Below are 22,138 nucleotides of genomic sequence, written 5' to 3' on the forward strand. Positions count from 1 at the left end.
GCCCTCTGTGCGCAGCCCGATCCGACCGATGTGCAAAGACTCGCGATGATCCGAGCGGTCGATCCGCCCGAAGCACAGCGAGTGCTCGGCGGTCCGCACGCGTCGTGATGAATGATGCCGTACGACCGATCAGGCGATGGGCCGGGAAGCAACCGGCGTGCCCGTCTCTTCCTCGACCGGCTTCTCCACCGGCGCAGAGTCCAGCTCCGGCAGCAGCCGATCGAGCCACGCGGGCAACCACCAGTTCGCGGCGCCCAGGAGCTTCATGGTCGCGGGGACCAGGATCAGCCGTACGACGGTCGCGTCGAGGAAGATGGCCGTGGCCAGGCCCACTCCCATCATCTTCACCACCGGGTCGCTGCCGAGGACGAAGCCTGAGAAGACCGCGACCATGATCAGCGCGGCTGCGGTGATGGTGCGGCCGGTGCCGGCGATCCCTTCGATCACGGCGCGGGTGTTGTCGCCGTGGCGGCGGTACTGCTCGCGTACCCGCGACAGCAGGAACACCTCGTAGTCCATGGAGAGCCCGAACAGGATCGCGAACATGAACAGCGGGATGAACGACACGATCGGCACCGTCGACTCCACGCCGATCAGGCTGGCCGCCCAGCCCCACTGGAAGACCATGACGAGCACGCCGTACGCCGCACCGACGCTCAGCAGGTTCATCATGACCGCCTTCAGCGGCACCAGTACCGACCGGAACAGCACGGCGAGCAGGAGGAACGACAGCAGCAGCACGGCGGCCACGAAGCGCGGCATCCGCTCCTGCACCCGGTCACCGAGGTCGGCGAAGGTCGCTGTCTGACCGCCGACATGGGCGGTCGCCGAGCTGCCGTCGAGCACCGTCGGGAAGACCTCGCTGCGCAGCCTCGTGACGGTCTCCTGGGTGGCGACGTCCTGGGGCGACGTGGTCGGCTGCGCCACCAGCGTGGCCACTCCTGCGGAGAGATCGATGATCGGTTCGCCGACCGCGGTGATGCCCGGGTCCGTGGCCACCGCCTCGGCCAGCGGCGCCACGACGGACTTGTCCTGCGAGATGTCGACCGCGATCACCAGAGGCCCGTTGGCCCCGGGCCCGAAACCGTCGGCGATCAGGTCGTACGCCCGGCGTTCGGTCCTCGACTCGGGCTTGGTCCCGTCGTCCGGGAAGCCCAGGTTGAGCGCGAGAACGGGTGCGGCCAGGGCGATCATGAAGACCGATCCGCCGACGAGGTACGCCGTCGCGTTGCGGGTCACGTGAGCACCCCACCGGTACCAGCCCGTGCTCGGCCGGTGCGCCCCAATCTCGACCCGTCGCCGGCGTCCGTTGATCCGGTGCCCCGCCAGTCCGAGAAGTGCCGGCAGCAAGGTGACCGAGGCGAGCACCATCACGAGCACCATCGCGGAGATGGCGACCCCACCACCGGTCACGAACGGGATCCCAGCGACGAGCAACCCGAGGATCGCCACCACGACCGTGCCGCCGGCGAAGATCACGGCCTGCCCTGCGGTTGCCAGGGCTCGGCCGACCGCTTCGGGGACCGGCATCCCCGCAGCCAAGTTCTCGCGGTGCCGGGTGACCAGGAAGAGCGCGTAGTCGATGCCGACGCCGAGCCCGACCATGGCCGCGAGCTCCGGCGCCCACGCCGGGATGTCGATCAGGTACGTCACCAGCTTCATCGAGGTGATGCCGATGACCAGACCGAACAGCGCCATCCCGATCGGCAGCCCCATCGCGACGAAGGAGCCGAAGGCGATCAGCAGGACGATCATCGCGACGATGATCCCCGCGACCTCGCCGAGCCCGGTGGGTGCTTCCTCGAACGCGAAGAACAGGTCGCCGCCGGTCTCCAGCGTCAGCGACGACTCCTCACGCAGGTCGGCGACGGCGTCCTTGAGGTTGTCCAGGTCGGAGGCCTCGAGGTGCTCGATCGCCGGGTACTGCACCCGCACGAGCGCGATGTCACCGTCCGGCGAGACGCTGCTCGTCGTACCCAACACACCCGGGAGCTCCGCGAGTGCCGCCTCCACGGGCGCCACCTGCGTCGTCGCGTCTGGTGCTTCGAGCACGACATGGGCGCTGATCCCGCCCTCGTCGGCCTGGGCCTCGGAGAGCAGCTCCGCGGCTTGGTAGGAGTCGAGGCCGGGTGCCTCGAAGCTCTCCTCGAGCTCGCGCCCGAAGGCGGCGGAGGAGGCGATGACAACGAGCGCGAGAACGACCCAGGCGCCGATGGCGGTCCAGGGACGGGTCGCGGCGGACCGGCCGAGCCGGTAGAGGAATTTGGTCATGCCTCCACCGTGGCCCGGCGATGTACGTTCCACATCGGGCCAAGGAGCAGTGGCCTCCTCGGCCGAAAGTACGAGGTGAGGATCGTGCTTGTGCCCCGTACGACGAGGCCGTCCGCTCGCTAGGGTCGAGAGGTGGTGACCGCCTTCGTCCGCTCAGTCCTAGCCGAGCCCCGTGCCCCGGACCCGCCAGCTCGGGCGTGGTGGGACTGGGCCCTGGTCGGCGCCCTGCTGGTCACGGCCGTGGGCGAGGCGATCTTCCGCTCCGACGTACCGTGGCGTCCCCTGGCCACAGTGGTCGCGCTCCTGGTGATCCCGGCCCTGCTCTGGCGGCGTACTCATCCACTCCTGGCGACCGTGGTCGGCTTCGGCGGCGGCGCGATGGTGCTGCAGATCCCGACGTTTTTCGGCGGCGTCGACGAGGTGGGGCTCAACACCATGGCCTGCGTCCTGCTGCTGCCTTACTCCTTGTATCGCTGGGCATCAGGACGCGAGGCACTGATCGGGACAGCGATCGTCGCGGTCCCGGTGACTCTGGGACTCGCCGCGACCGAGAACGTCGGGGACCTGATCGGCGGCGCCATGGTGGTGGTCGCGTCGTTCGCCCTCGGGGCCGCGATGCGCTACCGCGCGGTTGCGCGCCAGCGCGAGGTCCAGCAGGTCAGGACCCTCGAGCGCGGCGACCTCGCCCGCGAGCTGCACGACACCGTCGCGCACCACGTCTCCGCCATCGCGATCCAGGCGCAGGCGGGACGAGCGGTGGCGGCCACAGACCCGGCCGCGGCCCTCGAGGCACTGGCGGTGATCGAGGCCGAGGCCTCCCAGACGCTGTCCGAGATGCGCACGATGGTCCGAGTGCTCCGCGATGGCGAGACGGTCGACGCAGTGCCAGTCGAATACGGCCCGCAGCGGGGCATCGGCGATCTGGACGAGCTGACCAGGATGAGCCCCCTGGTGCAGGTGCAGTGCGTGGGCGATCTCGCCGACCTGCCGCAGCCGGTCGAGGTGTCGGTGTACCGGATCTGTCAGGAGTCGGTCACCAACGCGATCCGGCACGCCCTCTACCCCACGAAGGTGAGTGTGGAGGTCCGGGGCGAGGCCCGCGTCGTACGGTTGCGTGTGCACGACGACGGAGAAGCAGCCCGCCCCGCGACCAGCGTGGGCTACGGCCTGCTCGGGATGGCTGAGCGGGCCAAGCTGCTCGGCGGCGTGTGCCAGGCCGGGCCGGACCCGGCCGGCGGCTGGACCGTCGAGGCGAGCCTGCCGCGCGAGGTGTCTCGGTGACCAGCCAGGGGACCATCCGGGTGGTGGTCGCCGACGACCAGCTCCTGGTACGTACCGGCCTGACGATGATCCTCAACGCGCAGCCCGGGATCGAGGTCGTCGGCGAAGCGATCGATGGTCATCAGGCGGTGACGATGGCCCGTGAGCTGCGTCCCGACGTCTGCCTCTTCGACATCCGGATGCCCGGTATCGACGGCGTCGAGGCCACCCGTCGGCTCGCCGGCCCCGGCGTCGAGGACCCGCTCGCCATCGTGGTCATCACGACCTTCGACCTCGACGAGTACGTCCACGGCGCCCTCAAGGCCGGCGCCCGAGGCTTCCTGCTCAAGGACGCCGGCCCCGAGCTGCTGGTCCAGGCGATCAACGCAGCCGCGAACGGCGACGCGCTCATCTCGCCCAACATCACCCGCCGCCTCCTCACCACGCTGGCCGGCCTGGAGCGAGCCACGCCGCCGGCCCAGCCGATCGAGCCGCTCACCGAGCGCGAGGAGGAGGTCCTGCTCACCGTCGCGCGCGGCCGCACCAATGCGGAGATCGCCGAGGAGTTGACCATCACCCTGAGCACGGTGAAGACCCATGTCGCCGCGCTGATGAACAAGATCGGCGCCCGCAACCGCGTCGAGGTCGCGATGTGGGCGTACGAGACCAAGCGCGTGAAGGAATAGGGCCGTACCGCATCTTGAGGAGATGGCTCGCGCTACCGTAGCGCCGCGCGGGGATCTGTTTAGACCTGTTACATGCGGTCGGGCGGGCCGACCAGTTCCGTTCTGCGGAGGGGATGTCTATGACTCTGGGCGATGACTCCGAGACCGGGACCGAGGACTGGGCCCGCACGCGGGACTACTTGCAGAACGACCCGACCAAGTGGAACAGCCTCTCCTGGATCGCCGCACGCACCCTCATCGAGTCCGTCAACGACGTCTTGGGACGCGGTACGCAGGGGCTCGTCGAGAACCTGCGCGCGCACTGGACGAAGAAGGACGAGCCCCTGACGATCCCCGCCTCCGAGGTCTCGAGGTTCCTCGTGATCGGTGACACCGGCGAGCAGGACCCGTCCCAGTACGTGGTCGCGCCCGCCTTGGCGCGAGCCGCGGAACAAGCCGGCTTCGTACTCGTCCTGAGCGACGTGATCTACCCGTCCGGGAACGTCAACGACTACGTGGACGGTTTCTACAAGCCGTACCGGTCGAACCGGGTGCCGGATCTCAAGGCGCCCCTCGACGTACGCGACAACTTCTCGCTTCCTGAGAACGTCCCGGTCTACGCGATGCCGGGCAACCACGACTGGTACGACGGCCTCTACGGCTTCGCCCACCAGTTCCTGTACGCAGCGGACGCACCGCCGACCTGGCCCAGCGATCTCCTGGCGCCGTCGTTCGACGAGCCGTTGGGGCGATGGCAGCTGATCCGGGACCGCTTCGGCCGCATCATGTGGCGCACCCCCAGCGAACCGGCCGGCAGAGCCGCGCCGGCGCGGTGGGGGGAACCGGCCCCGGGTGGCGATCCGGCACCAGAAGCCACGCTGCAGCCGGCGCCGTACTTCGTCATCGAGGCCGAGCATGTGGACCTGGTGTGCATCGACACCGGCATCGACGGGACCATCGACGGGGCGCAGCTCGACTGGCTGAGCTCGCTGAGCGGCGAGAAGCCGAAGATCCTGATGACCGGCAAGCCGCTGTTCGTCAACGGTGAGCGCCGGAAGGGTGTGGTGGCCGGACGACCCGGCGAGACCGTCTACGACGTCGTGACCGACAGGAAGCACCGCTACGTCGCGACGGTGGGAGGTGACACGCACAACTTCCAGCTGTACGACCCGACGACGCCGGACAGCTCACGCGACGGCCTGTGGCACATCGTCAGTGGTGGTGGCGGCGCGTACACCCACGCCACCCATCCCATCCGGACGGCCGCCTCGGATGCGCGAACCGACCTTCGATTTCGGCCGACCAGGATCTTCCCGGGGTCGGCCGAGTCTCTGGCGTACTTCGCCCAGCAGCTGGTCCCCAGCATCTGGCGGCTGCTGCTGACCGTCGTGATGTTCGGCGGGGGAGTGGTCCTGGGCCGGTGGCTCGCCGAGACCGGATGGAGCCGTCAGCTCCAGCTCGGGGACCAGGTCGTGCGAGTCGGACCCGGGGGAGCGGCCATCGCCGCGATGATCGTGCTGATGCTGCTGCATCTGATGCCGCAACGTCCCGGACACAGTCATTTCGTACGCCGCCTGCTCCTGCGTCTCGAAGCGCTGGTCGTCGGGGTCCTGGCGACGCTGTTCCTGCACCACTATCTGCCCGATGCGGCTGGAGCGCTGCTGGTGCTGTTCGGCGCGAGCACCCTGTGGATCTGCCTCAACGCCTGGTGCGTGCGCTGGTCGAGGTGGTGGAGCCCCGTCGAGCGCGTGCCCGGTTGGCATCACGTCGCGTTCGCGTGCGTGCTGGCGGCTCTCGTGGTCCTGGCTCTGTTGCCGATGGGCTTGGACGCGGGAGGCTCGGACGACGGACGTACCGTGTCCTGGGTCCTCGTCGTCGCGGTCGACCTCTACGCCGTCGTGGCGATCGTCGGGTGGCGGAAACGGATCGTCACCACCGTGAACGGCGCGAGGGCCGCGCGCTGGCTCGAGCGCTCGGTCGTGTGGGCCGTGCTCGCGCAGACGGCCGTCGTCTCGGGCGAGATGCTGCGCGTGATGAGCGGCGAGGGCCTGACCGTGCTGTTCCTCAGTGGTCTGCTCGGACTCGTGCCGTTGGCGGTGATCGCGGTGGTGGTGCTCGCGGCTGTTCTGGCCCCGGACTTCCTCACCCGACGCCTGCACGAGGAGCCCGTACGCCGGGCGCAGGCCTGGATCCGCTGGCGGCGTCGGCTGGTTCAACCCCTCGTGTTCCTTGTGGCGCCGGTGACGCTGGTGCTCTGGTGGTGGATCGCCGACGCCGTCGACTCGGAGTGGATGCGGGCCGCCTTCGCGCTGCCAGCGCTCATCGTGGTGACCGTGATCGGCATGCTGGTCGTCGACTGGGTGCGACGCGAGCACGAGCGCCTGTACATGCCGCTGCTGGTCGTCGCCGTCCTCGCCCTCGGGGTGCTCCTGCTGGGGGCGGCGGTGCCGGGCCTGCTCGACGTACCGGGCTTCTCGGCACCCGGCCAGGTTGCGAACGAGCTCAGGACGTGGTGGCCTGCCGTGGCGGTCGGCGCGGCCTTCTTCACTGTCATCGCGATCGGCGCTGCGGTCCTCCTCGCCCACCTGGTGTTCCTCGGCGCCTACTTGCTGGTCGCGGACCCCAAGGCGTGGGTGAGTCCCCGCTACCGCCAGGGCGCCGCGACGCACTTCGACTTCATCAGCGAAGCGGCCGCGACGGCCATCATCGACGCCGAGCAGGAGGGCCAAGCTGCCCAGGTCGAAAGCGTCGATCGGCGGACCAGACGCCGGGCGCAGATCGCCTTCCCCGGCCTGAACCCGCCATTCGGGCCCATCCAGAAGTTCGTCTCCGAGATCTACTCGCTGGACGAGCCGCCGTTCTTCAAGCACTTCCTCGAGTTCGAGACCTCACCCACCGAGGCCGTGGTGAAGATCCACCGCGTCCGTGGCGACCAGCCGGTTGAGATCGAAGAGGTGGCCAGGATCAGTCTTACGGTCGCGGCCGATGAAGGCAGGTTTGTCCTGGGTCAATAGCGGTGTAAGTTCCCGGCCTCGATGCCGGAGAGCAACCGCCTCGCGGCGGATAGACGCACTCGTATCGTCGACGTCTTCGATCAGAAGCTCGGGCTGCGCTCACCAGCCGGTGCCGATGACGTTTCCCGAGCGAGCGATGAATCCGCTCGCGCCGGTCTCGTCCCGTTCGCCCTGACCTCGGTAGTGGAACCAGCGGAGGTCCCCGGCTCGGTTGACTGCGAACATGCTGTGCCCGAAGCCACCCTGATTGGTGACCCCGCCGAAGAGGTGCACGATGTCACCGAACCCGCGGCCGATCGGGTTGCTGGTGTTCGGGGCCCAGCCCAGCACGCCGGATGGGTCCTCCTCACCGTTGCCGGAGTAGGAGTACCAGCGCAGCAGGTTGTCCTCGGTGACCACGAAGAACACGTTCGCCGAGGCGTACACCAGGCGTACGCCCTGCCAGCCCTGCCCGACGATGTTTCCCGAGTTGGGATGCCAGCCTGTCGTGCCGGCCGGGTCGTGCTCGCCGTTGCCCGTGTACCGGTACCAGCGCAGGAAGCCATCGGTCTCGACGGTGAAGATGTTGAACCCATGGATGCCGATGCCGATGCGCGGCGCGACGAACATCTTGGTCACGTTCTCGAACCCGCTGCGGATGGTGTTGCCGGAGTTGGGCACGAACCCCGCGGCGCCGGTGATGTCGGGCTCGCCGGCACCGTCGTAGCCGAACCAGCGCAGCGTCCCGTCGGGGTGGACCACCAAGATCACCCCGTCCCCGGCGCCGACGACCTGCTTCAGGTGGGCGAACCCGCGGCCGATCAGGTTCCCGGTGTTGGGGGACCACGACTGGAGGGCCAGCGGGTCACCGGCCTGTTCGCCCTGGCCGTTGTAGCGATTCCACTCCAGGTTGCCTTCGGTCGTCACCCCGAAGAAGACCCCTTGCCGGGTGAGACCACCGACGCCGTCGGAGCCGTTGCCTCCATGGAACAGCCGCAAGTGCCGCACCGAGCTGGCGTGGGTCAGCGCCTCACCCCAGGAGACGCGCACGCGGCCGTCCGGGGCCGCGGCAAACTTGAGGGTCACGTTTGTCGTCGTCCCGTCTGACCACACAAGGGGAGGCGTCTCCTCGCCCACCTGCCAGACTCCCTGGACGCCGGCCAGCAGGTCCGGCGGGCGCAGGTTCTGGACGATGGGTCCGTTCGGGGTCGACTTCTGCACTCGCCAGACGCAGACGCCGTCACCGGGGAAGTCAGCGTCGTAACGCCGGGCCGGCCCGTCGGACCTGCGGCGCTCGACGAGGAAGTACTCGCTGTCCCGCCGGGTCTCGTCCCAGAGGATGATGGCCCCGTCGGCGGTGTCGTCGCGCACGTCCTCGGACCGTTGGCTCTTGAGCGCGAACCGGCGTGGTTCCGCCCAGCCGAGCTGCATCTTGTGCCACATGTCGAGGTGCACGATGACCTGGTCGTCGCTGGTGAAGGAGAAGGAGCTCATCAGCGTCATCAGCACGTTGCCGTTGTTGGGCTGCTGGCCCATGTTGTACATGTCGATCGTGCGCAACAGGTGGGACGCTTCGTGGGCCAATTGATAGAAGGGTGTCAGGGGGCCGCCTCCCGCCAATCGGATCCGAATCTGGATGCCGTCAGGGAGGAAGGGGACGGTGCTGCCGGTCAGGGTGAAGGCCTCGTTGAAGGCGATGCCCGGCAAGGCGCCGGCGAAGTTCTCCACCATCACGATGCTGAGTTCGCTCTCCTCGAGCACGGCGTCAGCGTCGACGTCGTGCTGCGCAAGCATGTTGGGCGGAAACGTTTCCAGCACCTGCCTGCAGCGTTTGGACGGCACCCCGTCCGGAACCGTTGATCCCATCGTGACTTCGAAGAGGCCCACCCGGGTGTAGCCGAAGCGGCCCAGGCTGTTCTCCTGAAAGTACGCGGAGAGGCTGGCCGGGTTGATCGGGTCGGCCGTCGAGAACGGCGGCGATGGGTTGCCGAACGCCAACTGTTCGTAGTAGCCGAGTCCATGGAAACTCGCGATCTTGCTGGGATTGCTATCCCAATCGACAAGAAGGGCCATCAGTGGACGGCTACCCAGGGCTTTCGTTCCGTCGCCCAGAGTCATGGAGCCGTGGCCGAAGTCGGCCAAAGACGCAGGAAAGAAAGCCATAACCCATGGAACTGCTGCTGATGTGCGGAGTCATGCCCTATCTAGGCGATGTTGACGCGCCCCTGCTGAGCGGGTCAGGTTGTGCCAGACCCCGGGCCGTCCCGTGTCAGCGACTGCTGGATCTGCCATGCAGCGAAGGCGACCAGCAGGCCCCCGGCAATGCCGACCCACCCGGCGGAACGTACCTCGCCTTCCTCGCCGATCGCCCGCCAGGCCGCTATGACGACCCCGACGTAGTGGACTGCGGTGAGGGCACCGGCAGAGATCAGGACGGCGGTGGCGAACCGACGCCGGGAGGAAAGAGACAGCATGCCGAGCGCCAGGCAACCGACCACGGCCGCCGGCTCGAAGATGAACTCGGCGCTTGCGCCTTCCTCGACTTCGGTCCAGAACGAGCTGAAGCCGTCGTACGGGATGAACAGCGCGAGCGTGGCCAGTCCAGCGCCCGCCATGGCCGATACAAGCCAGACCGGCTCGACAGGACCGAGGTCGCGATCCCTCGGCGACACGCTCAAGCACGCCCGGCCTGCCACGACAGCCCCCACTCCGCCGCACACGACGAGAAGACCCAGAACAACACCGATGGCGCCGATCTCCTCGAGGGAGAACTTCACCAGTCCGATGCCGGCGGCGCCCATGAGGACCCCGACCACGATGAACAGTCCTGCCGCGTCGGCGGTGGCCAACTGCTGACGGCGGAGCCGGACCGCAGTGAGGAGCAGAGCGAGGACGGCAAGCGCTGCCTCGAACGGCGCGACGACCGCGAACGAGTCCCAGGACGACGGGGTCTCGGCCAGCAACGGCAACGGAATCGCAGCCAGGAGCGCCATGGCAGCTATTGACGCGACGGCAGGCACCCACGAGGGAGGCCTGGGCTCGGTAGCTGCCACCGGCCGCGGGCTGTGCTCGGGCTCGCGCGCCACAGCGGCTTCGGCCGCCGGTGCGGGTGTGTCTGGTGGGGGCGGCACGACCGTCGGCTGCTCAGGGACGGTCGGCAGGGGTGGGGGCGAGGCCTCGGCGGGCCTGCGAGCTCGTTCGGCCGACCCTCGCACGACACGCTCTGTGTCATGCTCAGCCAGGTCGTCCAGCACCATGCGGGCCGCGGCGGCGCGAGCGGAGTCCACGTCGTCCAGCAACGCGGCCAGCTCCTCCACTGCACCGAGACGCACATTGGTGAACGGACTCGAGATGGCACCACGCAAGTCGGCCAACAGGTCCACCGGTTCAGGTGGGCGGTTGCTGCGGGCGATGTGGAAGTCCCCCTGCACGTCGAAGACCCACTTTCCGGGCGTCTGCGACGGCGTGACGGTCCGTACCCGGTCGAAGGCGAAGTCGTACAACTCGTCGACTGACACGAAACCGTCACGATCCCGGTCCGCCTCGCCGGTGGTCAGACCCTCGACCAGAGCCGAGGTGAACACCGACGGCTTGCCTTGGCCGGCAAGCTGGTCGCCCTCAAATGAGTACTCCATCGCGCTCGACGCCGTCAGCACGATCCGCCCGCGGCCATCGAAACGCTCCATGATGTCCATGCGCTCATCGCCGCGATTCATCATCCCGCGCGCGAATGCGCCGCTGTAACAGCAGTCCAGGAACAGCACGATGCGCCGGGATCGACTCTTCGTCATCTGCCTGTTCACGTAGTCGGCGGGCAGGGACGTGGCGTCCAGGTGGTCGATCTCGGTGTCCGGCGTAGCGAAGTAGAGCCGCCCGTCCTCGTCCTTCACCCCGTGGCACGAAAGATGCAGCAGGAGGAGATCGTCCGGCCCGCGGTCATCGAAGAAGCTCGAGACCTTGCGCCGGACCACATGCTCCGGCTCGTTGAGTGACACCTCGACCTCAAAGCCGCCGATCTCGGCGTTCCGGAGCACGCTTGCCAGTTGCTCGGCGTCGGTGGCGGGCGCACGAAGCCTGCTCAACCGCTGGTCGTCGTACGTGTCGTTCGCCACCACCAGCGCGCTGCGCCGACCCGCGGTCATGGCACCGGTGAGGAAGCAGGTGGGTCCGGCTTCCCTGACCCGTGCAGGGCTGCGACGAACTCATCGATGAGTCGATCCTGCTGCTCCCGCGACGCCGAGTCGATCTTGAGTGTCTGGTCGCCGATGGTGAGCTCGACCGCGTTGGCCCCGCGAGTAGAGGACATCCACCCCCGTACCACCCCCGCGATGGCGGTCACGGCGACCAGTGACTCCTGGAAGGCCACGAGCAGAACCCCGATCTCCCCGACGTCGATGCCACGGGTGCCAGCAGGCGCCTCGCCCGCGCTCGCGCGTTCGACATCATCGACGCCGAGGTCCAGCAACTCCCGGCGCAAGACCGAACTGAGCTCATCGAGACGCTCCACATCAGGATCGTGGATCGTGATGGTCATCTGGCGACTCATCCTCGGCTCCTCGCTTCAAAGGACTCCCTTATGGTCAGTGTCCTCCCAGACCGGGGGCTCGTCAGCGGATTCACCGACACGGTGGCCGAGCCCGGCCAGGGCGGGCTCGGCGAAGACGTGGACGTCAGGCCATCTCGGGGACATGCAGGTGCGCGTACGCGAGCTCGAACTCGTGCACGTCGACGATCTCGCCGCCCGCGTCGCTCGCGGCCCGGCTGCGCATGTTGTCGGCCGCCGAGCGGCTGGCTTCCATCGCGGCGCGGGACTCCCAGGCTGTGGTGGCGCAACCCAGGCCGGACGACCGGTTCATCAGCAGGCTGGCGCTGCAGAATCCAGCGGTCTGCTCGAGCTCGGGAAGGATCCCTACCCGGAAGGTCTCGGCCATGGCGTCGAGGTCACCCTGCAGCCAGCTGACTCGGCCGCACTCGCCGTGATGGCTACGGTGCATGACGACGATCTCCCACTCGTCGATCTGCATGGAGCCGCCGAGGATGTCCTTCCCTCGATCGCGTAGCGGGCGAAGCTGCTCATCGCTGGCGCGCATGGCCGCCTCGTCTTCCCACGAACTTGTTGCGATGCAGTGCCCGGTCTCGCGGTCGACCAGCATCGAGAGGCCGCGACAGCCCTCGATGCTGTCGAGCATGGGACCGACTTCGCCCTTGACGAATGTGATGCCCGCGTCGATGTTGCCGGGACTCCCGTGGAACGTAGTTGAACGTGCGTACACGGCCCGCTCCTTTCTAGGACTGGGCAGTGCCCGACCGGCACCGCCGGTAGTTCCCTGTCTACTCCTCTGGGTGCGGGGACGCCATAGCCAAGCTCCTCGGATGTCCGCTCGCAGTGGTTGGACGCGGTGCCTCAGTCGTCGATGCGGACTACGACCCGTCCAAGAGGCTGACCGGACATGAGGTGGCGCAATGCCTGTGGCGCCTGGCTCAGAGGGAGGATCCGGTCGACCACCACGCGCAGCTGGCCGGTCTGCATGAGACTCGCAAGGGTGCCCATCAACTGCCGCTTGTCTGGTGACGCGAAGGACCCTCCGCGCAGTTGGGGGGAGACCGCCGAGCGTGCCACGAGCCCGAGGACGCGCGGGATGCTGCCGAGCCAGCGGTGGCCGGTTGCCCCGAATGCGTCATGCCCGATCAGTACGTAGCGCCCTCGCGGGTCCAGTGCACGGCGGATCGCCTTGAAGGAGTGGTTGCCGGGCACGTCGAAGATGAGGTCCCACTGCTCACCGCTGCGCGTGAAGTCCTCAGAGGTGTAGTCGATGACTCGGTCCGCGCCAAGGGAGCGCACGAGTGCGAGCTTGCTCGCGTGGTCGACACCGGTGACATGCGCGCCGTAGGCCTTGGCAAGCTGCACGGCGAACGCGCCGACGCCTCCCGCAGCGCCGTTGACCAGGACTCGCGACCCGAAGGGCACCCGTCGTTGGGGCAGATTGTTCAAGGCGATGAGCCCGGCGGTCGGCACCGCAGCCGCCTCCTCGAAGCTGACGCCGGAAGGCTTGAGCGCCACCCCCTCCTCGGGGGCCGTGGCGTACTCGGCGAACGCACCGCCATTGCGCCATTGGACACCGCGAATGGTCTCCCCGAAGACTTCGTCACCCGGCTCGAACCGGGTTACCGCGCTACCGACGGACTCCACCACCCCAGCGACGTCAGTCCCAGGCACGCGCTCCCGGGGGCGTCTGACTCCGGAGCCCATGAGGCGGAGGACCGCGGGCCGGCCGGCCACGACGTGCCACACATCCGGATGCACGGACGCTGCCCGGACCCGGACCAACACCTCGTCCTCGGCTGGGTCCGGCCGAGGGACGTCGCTCAGGCTGAGGTCGTCGACGGATCCGTAGCGGTCCTGAACGATCGCTCTCATGGTCGGAGCGTACTGGGACGGCGTCCTCGACCGATGAATACGAAAGCCGACAGGAGGTGCCTTCGTGGATCCCGGGCTGCCGGGATGGGAAGCGGCGGCGGCTGTCGGCGCCGCGCCTGAACGAAACTGTCGGTACGCACGCCTAGAGTTCGTCAGGTGATTACACAATGAGCAAGGACGCCGCAATGCGGGCGATGCGCGAGGCCCGGTATCGCGAAAGGCAAGATGCGTCGACCGCCGACTCGACGCCGACCAGAGCGGCGGTTCGACCTGCGAAGGCCCAGGCCGCCATGTCGGCTGCTCCGCCTTCGCCCGCCGAGGCGCTGTGTGGCCACCGTTCGATGAATGGACGCACCTGCACACGCGAGCAAGGCCACGCGGCGAAGAGCCACCGCTACTCCTAGCGCTCAGCCGTCTTGCCACGTCAAGGCAACGCGCCCGCCGGTCTGTAGGAGCCCGGCGCATCGAGCGCGCCGACAAGCGGCGGAAAGTTGCACACGCTGCGGCGGCACTCATCACCGATGGTGAAACACGCGTGCTCATGTCGACTGGTGCCTCGTGGCTGCGGAATGCTGCGAGGCGTGAAGCTCCCGATTGTCGGCGTGCGCCAGATCAAGCTCCCGGTGAGCGATCTGGCTCGCAGTGCTCGTTGGTATTCCGACCTGTTCGGCCTCGAGTTGGCGGCTGAGTTCTACGAGGACTCGGCGGTCCGGGGGATCGTGCTTGCCGACCACGCTGCCGGTTTCGTGATCGGCCTTCGTCAGCGCGAGTACTGTGCGAGTGGCCCGGTGCTGGACGGTTTCGATGTCTGTGCGTTCATGGTCAGCACGCCCGAACAGATGATGACGGTGGTCGCTCGCTGTGTCGATCTGGGCATCGTGCACGGCGAGATTCACGATCGCGGGGAGTTCGGCATCGCTATGGATGTGGCGGATCCGGATGGGACCATCCTGCGCTTCGTGGCCGGCTCACACACCGGACCACCTGGCACCTTCGCCGGAGTTGAGTTCGGGCCCGGGCCGCCGAACTTCTATGACCAACCGCGACTCAACTTCTAGCCAAGGCGTACGCCACTCGCGGCGAAGTGACGCAGGCCCAGACCTGAGGCGCAGGACGTGGATCAACCATGGACCTGACGGTCAGGCAAGGCATGCCGTCATGCGAATCGAGACGAGCAGCCCTGGTATCTCGGCTCCTAGTTTGGCGGCGTAGCGGGTGGGCGGATCGACGGGGAACCAGTGGGCGTATTCCTCGTTCATACCGGCGAAGTCATCCGGGTCAGTGAGCAGCACGCCTACCTCGACGACGTCATCGAGGGTCGCACCGGCCTCTCGCAAGATGGCCTCGCAGTTCGCAAACGCCTGGCGGGTCTGGGCCTGGATGCTGTCGCCGGCCATGCGACCCGTGCTCGGGTCGATACCGGTGGTTCCCGAGATGAACACCTGGGAGCCGGCCTTGACTCCCTGGCTGAAGAGCGACGAGCTCGGTGCGTTTGATGTCGTAATGATCTGACGCGGCATCTCAGACCTCCTGTTCTGATCGTCCCATCAAAAGGTCCCCGCGGAGGTGTTTCTCGGCTTGCAGCGTTCTTACCCGATAGGCGGCGGTATGACGCGGGAACCTTTCTGTCAGCCGGGGTTGCACGCCAGATCAAAGTTCGATGCGTAATGGCAAGATGACTACATGGCATCGGACTCCCGGATGGTGGCATTGGGTTTCGGAAAGTTCGCGCGCGCCGACCGTATCTTCGCCCTGGAGCGCATCACCGGGGAGGAACGCGGCGAGGGCCGCCGCACTCGAGTCTGGATCGACGGGGTCACCGATCCCTTGATCGCGTCCAGGACCGAGATCACAATCCTTCGCGATATGGGCCAGGAGTCCGCGGTCACCGCACCCGAGCTCGACGAGGCAATGGACCTCGCCGCGCGTCTGGCGGCCGCGGCTGAGGAGGGTCGGGTGGATCTGAGCGATCTGGGTCGTCGTGCGCGACGCCTCCTCGCCACGACGACGCCATAGGAAGGGAGATCTCGACAGCCCGCCCCTTCGGTGAGTGACCCATCGCGGCGATGTAGCGCGCTCGCGGCGAATGCCGCGCCACCTCTCAGGCGCCGTCCTCGGTCAGGGTGGTGGAGGGAAGCCAGTCGGCGCCGAGGAGCTGGGCGAGGGCGGCGAGGCCGGTGATGTCACTACCCACCGTGGCAGAGGCCGCAGCGATCCGCTCGACCATCACCCTGCCTACCTGCTCCTCGACGGTGCCCTCGGCGTACGCGATGTGCCACGGCGAGAGCTGGTGGTCGCGGTGGGTGCGGCCGGTCACCTGCCGTCCCGCGATACCCGAGAAGCGGGCCTGGTGGAAGACACCGACCCGCGGCTCGCTGCTCGCCCGGCGACCGTCGGCGAGGATTTCGCCGGCGTGCAGGCTGATCGAGGCGACCGTGGTGAAGACGCAGACCTTCGCCTGCCCGGTCTGGAACCGGAGCCGCTCGGCCTCTGCGTCGAACCGGTCGCGGCCGTAGATCGTGGCGACTTCGAGGCCGGAGTCACGCAGCCGGTCGGCGATCGGGTCGGCGGCGGTCGCGACGAACTCGACCGAGCACGCCACCTGTCGCTCGGCCTCGACCTGCTGGACGATCCAGGCGACCGTGGAGTCGACGCGTATCAGCCCGGCCTTCTGCCGGAAGCGCAGCAGCGCTGCCCGCCCCTTTGCGACATTGCGGCCACGCCGGGCGATGTCCATCTCGCGGCAGAACTCTCCCCATTCGGCCTCGTACGCCATCCGCTCCGACGGCGTGAGTGCCACCGGCATGCCGGAGATCGGCACCGGCCCCCACGGCGCCGCGCGGTGCAGCATCGCGGGCGGCCGCTCGTCCTCGAGCCAGCCGCGTACCAGCTTGAGGTCCGCGGCGCGCCGCGCCGGGTCGGCGGTCCATGTTGCGCCGTAGCGTCCGCGCTCGACCCCGACGCCGTTGCGCTCGAGCGCGGTGGCGAACGTGGCGCCGGGCTGGGTCGCCGAGGTCCACTCCTGCATCGGCTCGCCGAGGACCTGCGCATAGGCCGGGGCGAGATATGGCAGGTCGAGCGGCGTGTGTCCGGGCGTCGCGGTCGTCGCGATGACGAAGGGTGCCTTGTCGTGCGGCCGCCCGTGGCCCGAGATCCGCGCCCAGAGCTTCCACCGCTTCGTCGTCGTACGTCGCAGCGCGTGGGCCTCGTCCGCGATGATCACGTCCCACGCGTGATCCTTGACCTTCTCCAGGCGGTCCCATGTGATCACGACCCATTCGAGACCGCCGTCGCCCAGCGCCGTGATCGTGCGGCACCAGTGGCCGATCGTGATCGCGGCGGGACGGTCGGCGACGACCAGCACCCGTCGCGCACCGCGGAGGTCGCCCACCGCTGTCGCCCCGAGGACCGCGGAGATCGTCTTGCCCACGCCGGGCTCATCGGCCAGCAGGAACTGCCGCCCACCCGCCGCAGCGCGCGCCGCGATGGCGTCAGCAGCCTCGTACTGGATCCGCCGCGGCTCGAGCGCGTCGGTCGGCTCGAGGCTCTGCGTCGGAAGGTCGGGATTGAGGGTGCTCTCGATGAACCGACCGAGCGTGTACGGACCCGGAGCGTAGGGCGCGAGGTGCGCCGGCACAGCGTGCCCGACGTACAGGTGGGTCTTGACTCCCGGGTGCCACGTGGCGCCCTCGACCTGGGTGCCGTAAGGGATGTCGAGCACCCACAGCCGCTCGCCCGGGCCGACGGCCGGCAACGGCCGCTTCGGATGTCGCGTCCCGCTCCGGCGCGGACGCCCGCCGCGGCGACGAGCACTGGATCGGCGAGGACTGGCCACACCCAGACGCTATCCTCCAGGAGAGTCGACCCGCCGCTCATCTTCCGCGGCGGGGATTGTTCGTACGCGCGGTGGCTGGTGCGCTGCGGGGATCCTCCGGCCAGGCGTGCTTGGGATAGCGCCCGCGCAAATCAGCACGAACGCCGGGATAGCCGTTGTCCCAGAAGGACTCCAGGTCGGCCGTGACGGCTGCGGGGCGCCGCGCGGGGGAGAGCAGATGCAGCAGGAGCGGGACGTGGCCGTCCGCGAGGACCGGCGCTGCGGTCCAGCCGAAGACCTCTTGGATTCGCACAGCGAGCACCGGTTGTTCGGCGGAGTAGTCGATCCGCACGCTCGACCCACTGGGGACCTGCACTCGCTCGGGAGCCAGATCGTCGAGCCTGCCTGCCTGCGGCCACGGCACCATCGCCCGCAGCGCGGCAGCCAGGTCGACGCGACGAAGATCCTGGGCCGAGCGAACCCGCGCCAGCTGGGGCCCGAGCCACGATTGGAGGTTCTGCGTCAGTGCCACGTCGCTCACATCGGGCCACGGGTCACCGAGCGCACGGTGCAGGAAGTCGAGGCGGGCGCGCAGCGCCGTGGCCGCCTCCGACCAGGCGAAGAGAGCGATTCCCTCGCTCGCCACCGCCTCTCGGATCGCTTCGGTCACGGCGTGGGCCGGTGGATCGCTGAGCGGGACGGAGCGGAGCTCGATCGCGCCCAGCAGCGTACGTCGGCGAGCCAGCACCCGCCCTCCGGTCCAGGTGACCTCGTCCACCTCGGTCCACAGGGACCCGGCCGCCTCCAGCGCGAGGTCCTCGGTGAGCGGGGCCGCCGCTCGGATCCGGGCTTCACGTTGCCCGGGCCGCCGCTCCGCGTCTCCGACCGCGAGCCACTCCAGTCCGACCAAGGGCCCCGGGGCACGCGGATCGAGCGCCGCGCCCGTCCCGGACGCCATCAGGTAGCTCGGGGCACTCGAACGCTTGCGCGCAATCCGGTCCGGATGCGCCAGTGCCACCACCAGCCCCACCGCCACGTCATCGGTGAGTCCTCGGGCTGCCTGGGAATGGTCCGACGCGCTGCTCCGGCCGCCTGTCGGACCCTGCTTCTCGACGATCTTCTCTAGGCGGGTGGCCTGGCTGCGCCACGAGCCCGCACGCTGGTTGCCACGGAGCGACCGGAGCGCAGCAACCAGGTCGCCGCCGGGAGCGCGCACGTCCTCGCTCAGCATTGCGACCACCTCTGCGGCTCGCCTGGCCCCGACGAGACCAGCCCCGTCGATGAGGGCACGCGCCAGCCTGGGATCGGCCGGTACGCCAGCGATCACCCGGCCCCGCGGGGTGGCTCTCCCTTCCTCGGTCATCGCCCCCAGATCCACCAGCACCTCCTTGGCTGCCGACATCGCATGCGCCGGTGGCTGGTCGAGGAGCGCCAGGTCGTGCACGTCGTCACTGCCCCAGCACGCCACCTCCAGGGCGAAGGCCGTCAGATCGGCGGTCGCGATCTCGGGCTCCGGGTGAGCGGCCAGATGCGCGTGCTCCGCCTCGGACCAACAACGCAGCACGGCGCCCGGCCCCAGCCGTCCGGCCCGACCCGCCCGCTGCTCGGCCGCTGCCCGGCTCACCGCGACGGTGACCAGAGAAGCCAGTCCGCGACGGTGGTCAGTGCGCGGCTCGCGCGAGAATCCGGCATCCACCACGACGCGTACCCCGGGCACCGTCAGCGACGACTCGGCGACCGCGGTCGAGACGATCACTCGTCGACGCGGGCCCTCGCTGAGCGCACGATCCTGCTCGGCGCCGGACAGACGTCCGTGCAGGGCGTGCACGGCCGCGTCCACGTCGGCAAGGCGGCGTACGGTCGCCTCGACCTCCGCGACACCCGGCACGAAGACCAGGACGTCACCCTCGTGCTCGGCGAGCGCACGACGTACGGTCGCTGCGACATGGTCGTGGAAGGCCGGGGTGATGCCCCGGTCGTCGGTGCGGCGCACCCCGGCAGGCGGCGGGCACCAGACCGGTTGGACCGGGTGCAGAGCACCCGGGACGCGGATCACCGGAGCGGTGTCGACCCCACCGAGCAGGGATGCGGTCCGTTCGGCCTCGATGGTGGCCGACATCGCCACCAGGGACAGGTCCTCACGCAGGTGGGCCCGGACGTCGATGAGCAGCGCCAAGGTCAGGTCGGCGTCGAGGTGGCGCTCGTGCACTTCGTCGAGCACGACGGCCCCGACGCCGACCAGCTCGGGATCGTGCTGGATCCGCCGGAGCAGCAGGCCGGTCGTGACGATCTCGACACGTGTACGTCGACTGGTGCATCGGTCTCCGCGCACGGAGTATCCGACCGTCTCGCCAACCGGTTCGCCCAGCAGGTGCGCCAGCCGACGGGCAGCAGCACGGGCTGCGATGCGGCTGGGCTGCGTGACAACGACCCGTCCGGCGACAACCTCGGCGACCGCGGGCGGGACCAAGGTCGTCTTGCCGGTGCCCGGCGGTGCGTGGACCACCGCGGCTCCGCGGGCACGAAGCGCCTGGTCGAGAGCGGCCAAGCCGGCGGTGACCGGGAGATCGGGCGGCGCGGCGAGCAGATTGCGCAGAGGGTCGGACACTCCTGCAGTGTGCCTGACGTGCCTCGGCCGGTGTCGCGTCGGCGCCGAGGGCTGTCATCACGACGACGCCCGAGCAGACGAGCCCATCGTCCGACGCATCGCATCGGGGTGACGATCTGGGACTGGTGGATGTGGGAAGCAGTGCTGAAGGTCCCTGTGTCTCAGGCTCGTCGCGTCCGCAGCCGGTCGCTATCCGGTGTCCGCAGCGCTCCAGCCGATCGGTGCAGCATCGGCCACTCGCACTTCCGTCCACCACCGCCTCAAGCCTCGACACAGTTGGTGCGCCCCACTGGCGGCGGAAAGACGTGCCTCAGCGCCGCATGGATCGCGGCAGGTCCGGCCGCTTCCGCGCCAATCACGGCTCTCGGAAGCTCCTGGAGCGTCTTGGGGAACACGGGTTCCGGATCGGATACTCCGGCTTCCTGACCGTCCCATCGACCCGTTCGATGATCTAAACAGAACGTCCCGAGCGTTGATCTGGACTCGGTGTCCTGCCCAATGACGGCGTCCCGGACGTGCGTGATGCCTTCGGGAACCGGCAGCCGATGCGTTCTGAGACAGCTAAGGACGCGGAAAACGAGCAGTGTGAGGCGGCGCTGCGGCACAGTGTCTACGTGACCGCTGACGACGACCACTCCGACCTCCGGGGCGCATGGGCCCGGCTGAACTCACGGCTTCGTGACCTGCGCCAAAACCTCGACTTCGGCGACGACACATTCCATGTTGAGTTCGCCGAAAAGGCCAATCGAGCGGCGAACCTCGCTGTGCATCTCGATGCTGCGCTGCAGTTGGCCGACCGGCACCTGTATGGGCCGGCGTTCACCGTGGTACGCAGTTGCCTCGAGCATGCTGTCCTCGACTGGCTGGTCTACCTAGGCCACACGTATGTGGAGCACATCAGCGGTGTGTCCGAAGAGGAGTGGGCGCAGTGGAAGGCAGACCGGGAGGCCAGGGCCGATTGGACGACTGGCATCGTCGACTGGGACCGCACACGAAAGGGCGCTGTAACCATTCGCCGCGGCGGGCTCTTCACAGAACCAGACGAACGCGGGAACCGAGAGCAACTGAGCATCTACTACTTCCTCCTTGAGGAGTACGACGGACTCGTCGGAAAGCCAGCGGACCAGCAAGACGACGGGTTCCTCACGCGAGACGAGCTGCGCGCTCTCGCCACTGAGAACCAGGCACGTTGGAACGTTTACCTAAGGTGGTCAGCTCTCCTGGACAACCTCGTGGTCAACGATCTTGTCGAAGAAGCAGACCGCGGGCGGCTCGGCGTGCACTACAGGTTCTTATCGACCTTCGCGCACCCAGTCTCCGACAACCAGCGTCGCCTTTACGGCAGTCGCCTCGACGGCATGCAGCCACACTACGACCACTATGCGAGCGAACTTGTTCTGCTCTACATCGTCGCGATCGCCGCGCTGGAGTTGCGGAATTACCACGACGGGCTCAAGGAGAGGTTGGGTGCGGAGCTTTCGGACGCCCAGGGTTTGGACACAGACCTCCTGCTCATCGGCCGGGTTACCGGCCACTTCTGGTTCATCGGGACCAACCCTCACCCGTGGGACGTCCACTGGGCGACGAACCGGGCCGCCATACAGCGGGTCCGCGAAGGCAACTCAGAACAGCCGAGCGTGCCGGATCCATCAAGTGTGCCGTTCCCGGGTGACCCGCTGTCGCGGCTGATCAGTCAGCACACTGACTCCTGGGGTCGGGTGATTGGGGCGGAGTACAAGAGCCCGTGGCCGAGGGCAGACGCGACAGGGTTGCGTTAGCTCGAACCACCAAGATTCGTTCGCCTTGGGCAAGCCCCTGATTGGGCGCGGAAACTACAACCGTCTCCGGCTCGACATCGAGTTCCGAAGTGTGAAGGGCAACGGTTCTCAGCGGCTCGTCGACAGTCATCCGGTCGATCCATTCTACTGACTACCAAGAACCGCCGCACACGGCTACCTGTGGTTCTGACAGCTCTTGTTCGCCTGCGATGGCCCGGACTCCTGCTTCAAGCTCTAGCTGGCTCTCGACAAGATGCGTTACGACTTTGCCGTACTGCGTCATGGGCTGATGATGTCAGGCGCGACGAGGCCATGGATAGAGGTCCAGGGC

General features: G+C 68.2%; 15 protein-coding genes. 6 read left to right on the forward strand and 9 right to left on the reverse strand.

Features of this window, described 5'->3' with window-relative positions; genetic code table 11:
- Positions 1-129: 129 nt before the first annotated feature.
- Positions 130-2,271, reverse strand: coding sequence for an MMPL family transporter (locus ABZU72_RS00005; protein WP_355016854.1), 2,142 nt, complete (start codon positions 2,269-2,271; stop codon positions 130-132).
- A 132-nt stretch (positions 2,272-2,403) separates the two neighbouring features.
- On the opposite strand from ABZU72_RS00005, the gene ABZU72_RS00010 reads away from it, so the two are divergent.
- The 3 genes from ABZU72_RS00010 (at position 2,404) to ABZU72_RS00020 (ending at position 7,210) form a co-directional block, all read left to right on the forward strand.
- The gene (locus ABZU72_RS00010; protein ID WP_355016855.1) at positions 2,404-3,552 is read left to right on the forward strand and encodes a histidine kinase; all 1,149 of its coding nucleotides are present in this window, start codon (positions 2,404-2,406) and stop codon (positions 3,550-3,552) included.
- Complete coding sequence (locus tag ABZU72_RS00015; RefSeq protein WP_355016856.1) at positions 3,549-4,217, forward strand: response regulator transcription factor; 669 nt, start codon at positions 3,549-3,551, stop codon at positions 4,215-4,217. The genes ABZU72_RS00010 and ABZU72_RS00015 overlap by 4 nt, the downstream gene beginning before the upstream one ends.
- Positions 4,218-4,336: 119 nt before the next feature.
- Positions 4,337-7,210 (forward strand): metallophosphoesterase, encoded by a 2,874-nt coding sequence (locus ABZU72_RS00020; RefSeq protein WP_355016857.1) that lies wholly within the window; start codon positions 4,337-4,339, stop codon positions 7,208-7,210.
- Positions 7,211-7,309: 99 nt separating this feature from the next.
- Here ABZU72_RS00020 and ABZU72_RS00025 read toward each other — a convergent pair whose 3' ends face one another.
- The 5 genes from ABZU72_RS00025 to ABZU72_RS00045 form a co-directional block, all read right to left on the reverse strand.
- Positions 7,310-9,187, reverse strand: a complete 1,878-nt coding sequence (locus tag ABZU72_RS00025; protein WP_355016858.1) for a tachylectin-related carbohydrate-binding protein — start codon at positions 9,185-9,187, stop codon at positions 7,310-7,312.
- A 239-nt stretch (positions 9,188-9,426) separates the two neighbouring features.
- Positions 9,427-11,331: a caspase family protein gene (locus tag ABZU72_RS00030; RefSeq protein WP_355016859.1), complete on the reverse strand. Its 1,905-nt coding sequence runs from the start codon at positions 11,329-11,331 to the stop codon at positions 9,427-9,429.
- On the reverse strand, positions 11,328-11,723 hold the full coding sequence (locus ABZU72_RS00035; protein WP_355016860.1) for a hypothetical protein: 396 nt from the start codon (positions 11,721-11,723) through the stop codon (positions 11,328-11,330). Before ABZU72_RS00035 ends, ABZU72_RS00030 begins: the two co-directional genes overlap by 4 nt.
- A gap of 136 nt (positions 11,724-11,859) precedes the next feature.
- Entirely contained in the window at positions 11,860-12,462 is a 603-nt protein-coding gene (locus ABZU72_RS00040; RefSeq protein ID WP_355016861.1) for an antibiotic biosynthesis monooxygenase, read from the reverse strand.
- 131 nt (positions 12,463-12,593) lie between these two features.
- Positions 12,594-13,607 (reverse strand): NAD(P)-dependent alcohol dehydrogenase, encoded by a 1,014-nt coding sequence (locus ABZU72_RS00045; protein ID WP_355016862.1) that lies wholly within the window; start codon positions 13,605-13,607, stop codon positions 12,594-12,596.
- A gap of 581 nt (positions 13,608-14,188) precedes the next feature.
- Here ABZU72_RS00045 and ABZU72_RS00050 point away from each other — a divergent pair.
- Positions 14,189-14,665 (forward strand): VOC family protein, encoded by a 477-nt coding sequence (locus ABZU72_RS00050; protein WP_355016863.1) that lies wholly within the window; start codon positions 14,189-14,191, stop codon positions 14,663-14,665.
- A gap of 81 nt (positions 14,666-14,746) precedes the next feature.
- Here ABZU72_RS00050 and ABZU72_RS00055 read toward each other — a convergent pair whose 3' ends face one another.
- Positions 14,747-15,127: a RidA family protein gene (locus ABZU72_RS00055; protein ID WP_355016864.1), complete on the reverse strand. Its 381-nt coding sequence runs from the start codon at positions 15,125-15,127 to the stop codon at positions 14,747-14,749.
- A gap of 163 nt (positions 15,128-15,290) precedes the next feature.
- On the opposite strand from ABZU72_RS00055, the gene ABZU72_RS00060 reads away from it, so the two are divergent.
- Positions 15,291-15,623, forward strand: a complete 333-nt coding sequence (locus ABZU72_RS00060) for a hypothetical protein (protein ID WP_355016865.1) — start codon at positions 15,291-15,293, stop codon at positions 15,621-15,623.
- 85 nt (positions 15,624-15,708) lie between these two features.
- Here the strand turns inward: ABZU72_RS00060 and ABZU72_RS00065 are convergent, their stop codons facing one another.
- Both ABZU72_RS00065 and hrpB read right to left on the reverse strand, forming a co-directional pair.
- Positions 15,709-17,442 carry a helicase gene (locus ABZU72_RS00065; protein ID WP_355016866.1) on the reverse strand — a complete coding sequence of 578 codons (1,734 nt, stop codon included), beginning with the start codon at positions 17,440-17,442 and terminating at the stop codon, positions 15,709-15,711.
- A gap of 37 nt (positions 17,443-17,479) precedes the next feature.
- Complete coding sequence (gene hrpB / locus ABZU72_RS00070) at positions 17,480-20,029, reverse strand: ATP-dependent helicase HrpB (RefSeq protein WP_355016867.1); 2,550 nt, start codon at positions 20,027-20,029, stop codon at positions 17,480-17,482.
- Between the two features lie 614 nt (positions 20,030-20,643).
- Between hrpB and ABZU72_RS00075 the strand changes: the two genes are divergently transcribed.
- Positions 20,644-21,807 carry a hypothetical protein gene (locus tag ABZU72_RS00075; protein ID WP_355016868.1) on the forward strand — a complete coding sequence of 388 codons (1,164 nt, stop codon included), beginning with the start codon at positions 20,644-20,646 and terminating at the stop codon, positions 21,805-21,807.
- Positions 21,808-22,138: the final 331 nt, after the last annotated feature.

Source organism: Nocardioides sp. NPDC004968 (genome assembly GCF_040608935.1).
Taxonomy (GTDB): domain Bacteria; phylum Actinomycetota; class Actinomycetes; order Propionibacteriales; family Nocardioidaceae; genus Nocardioides.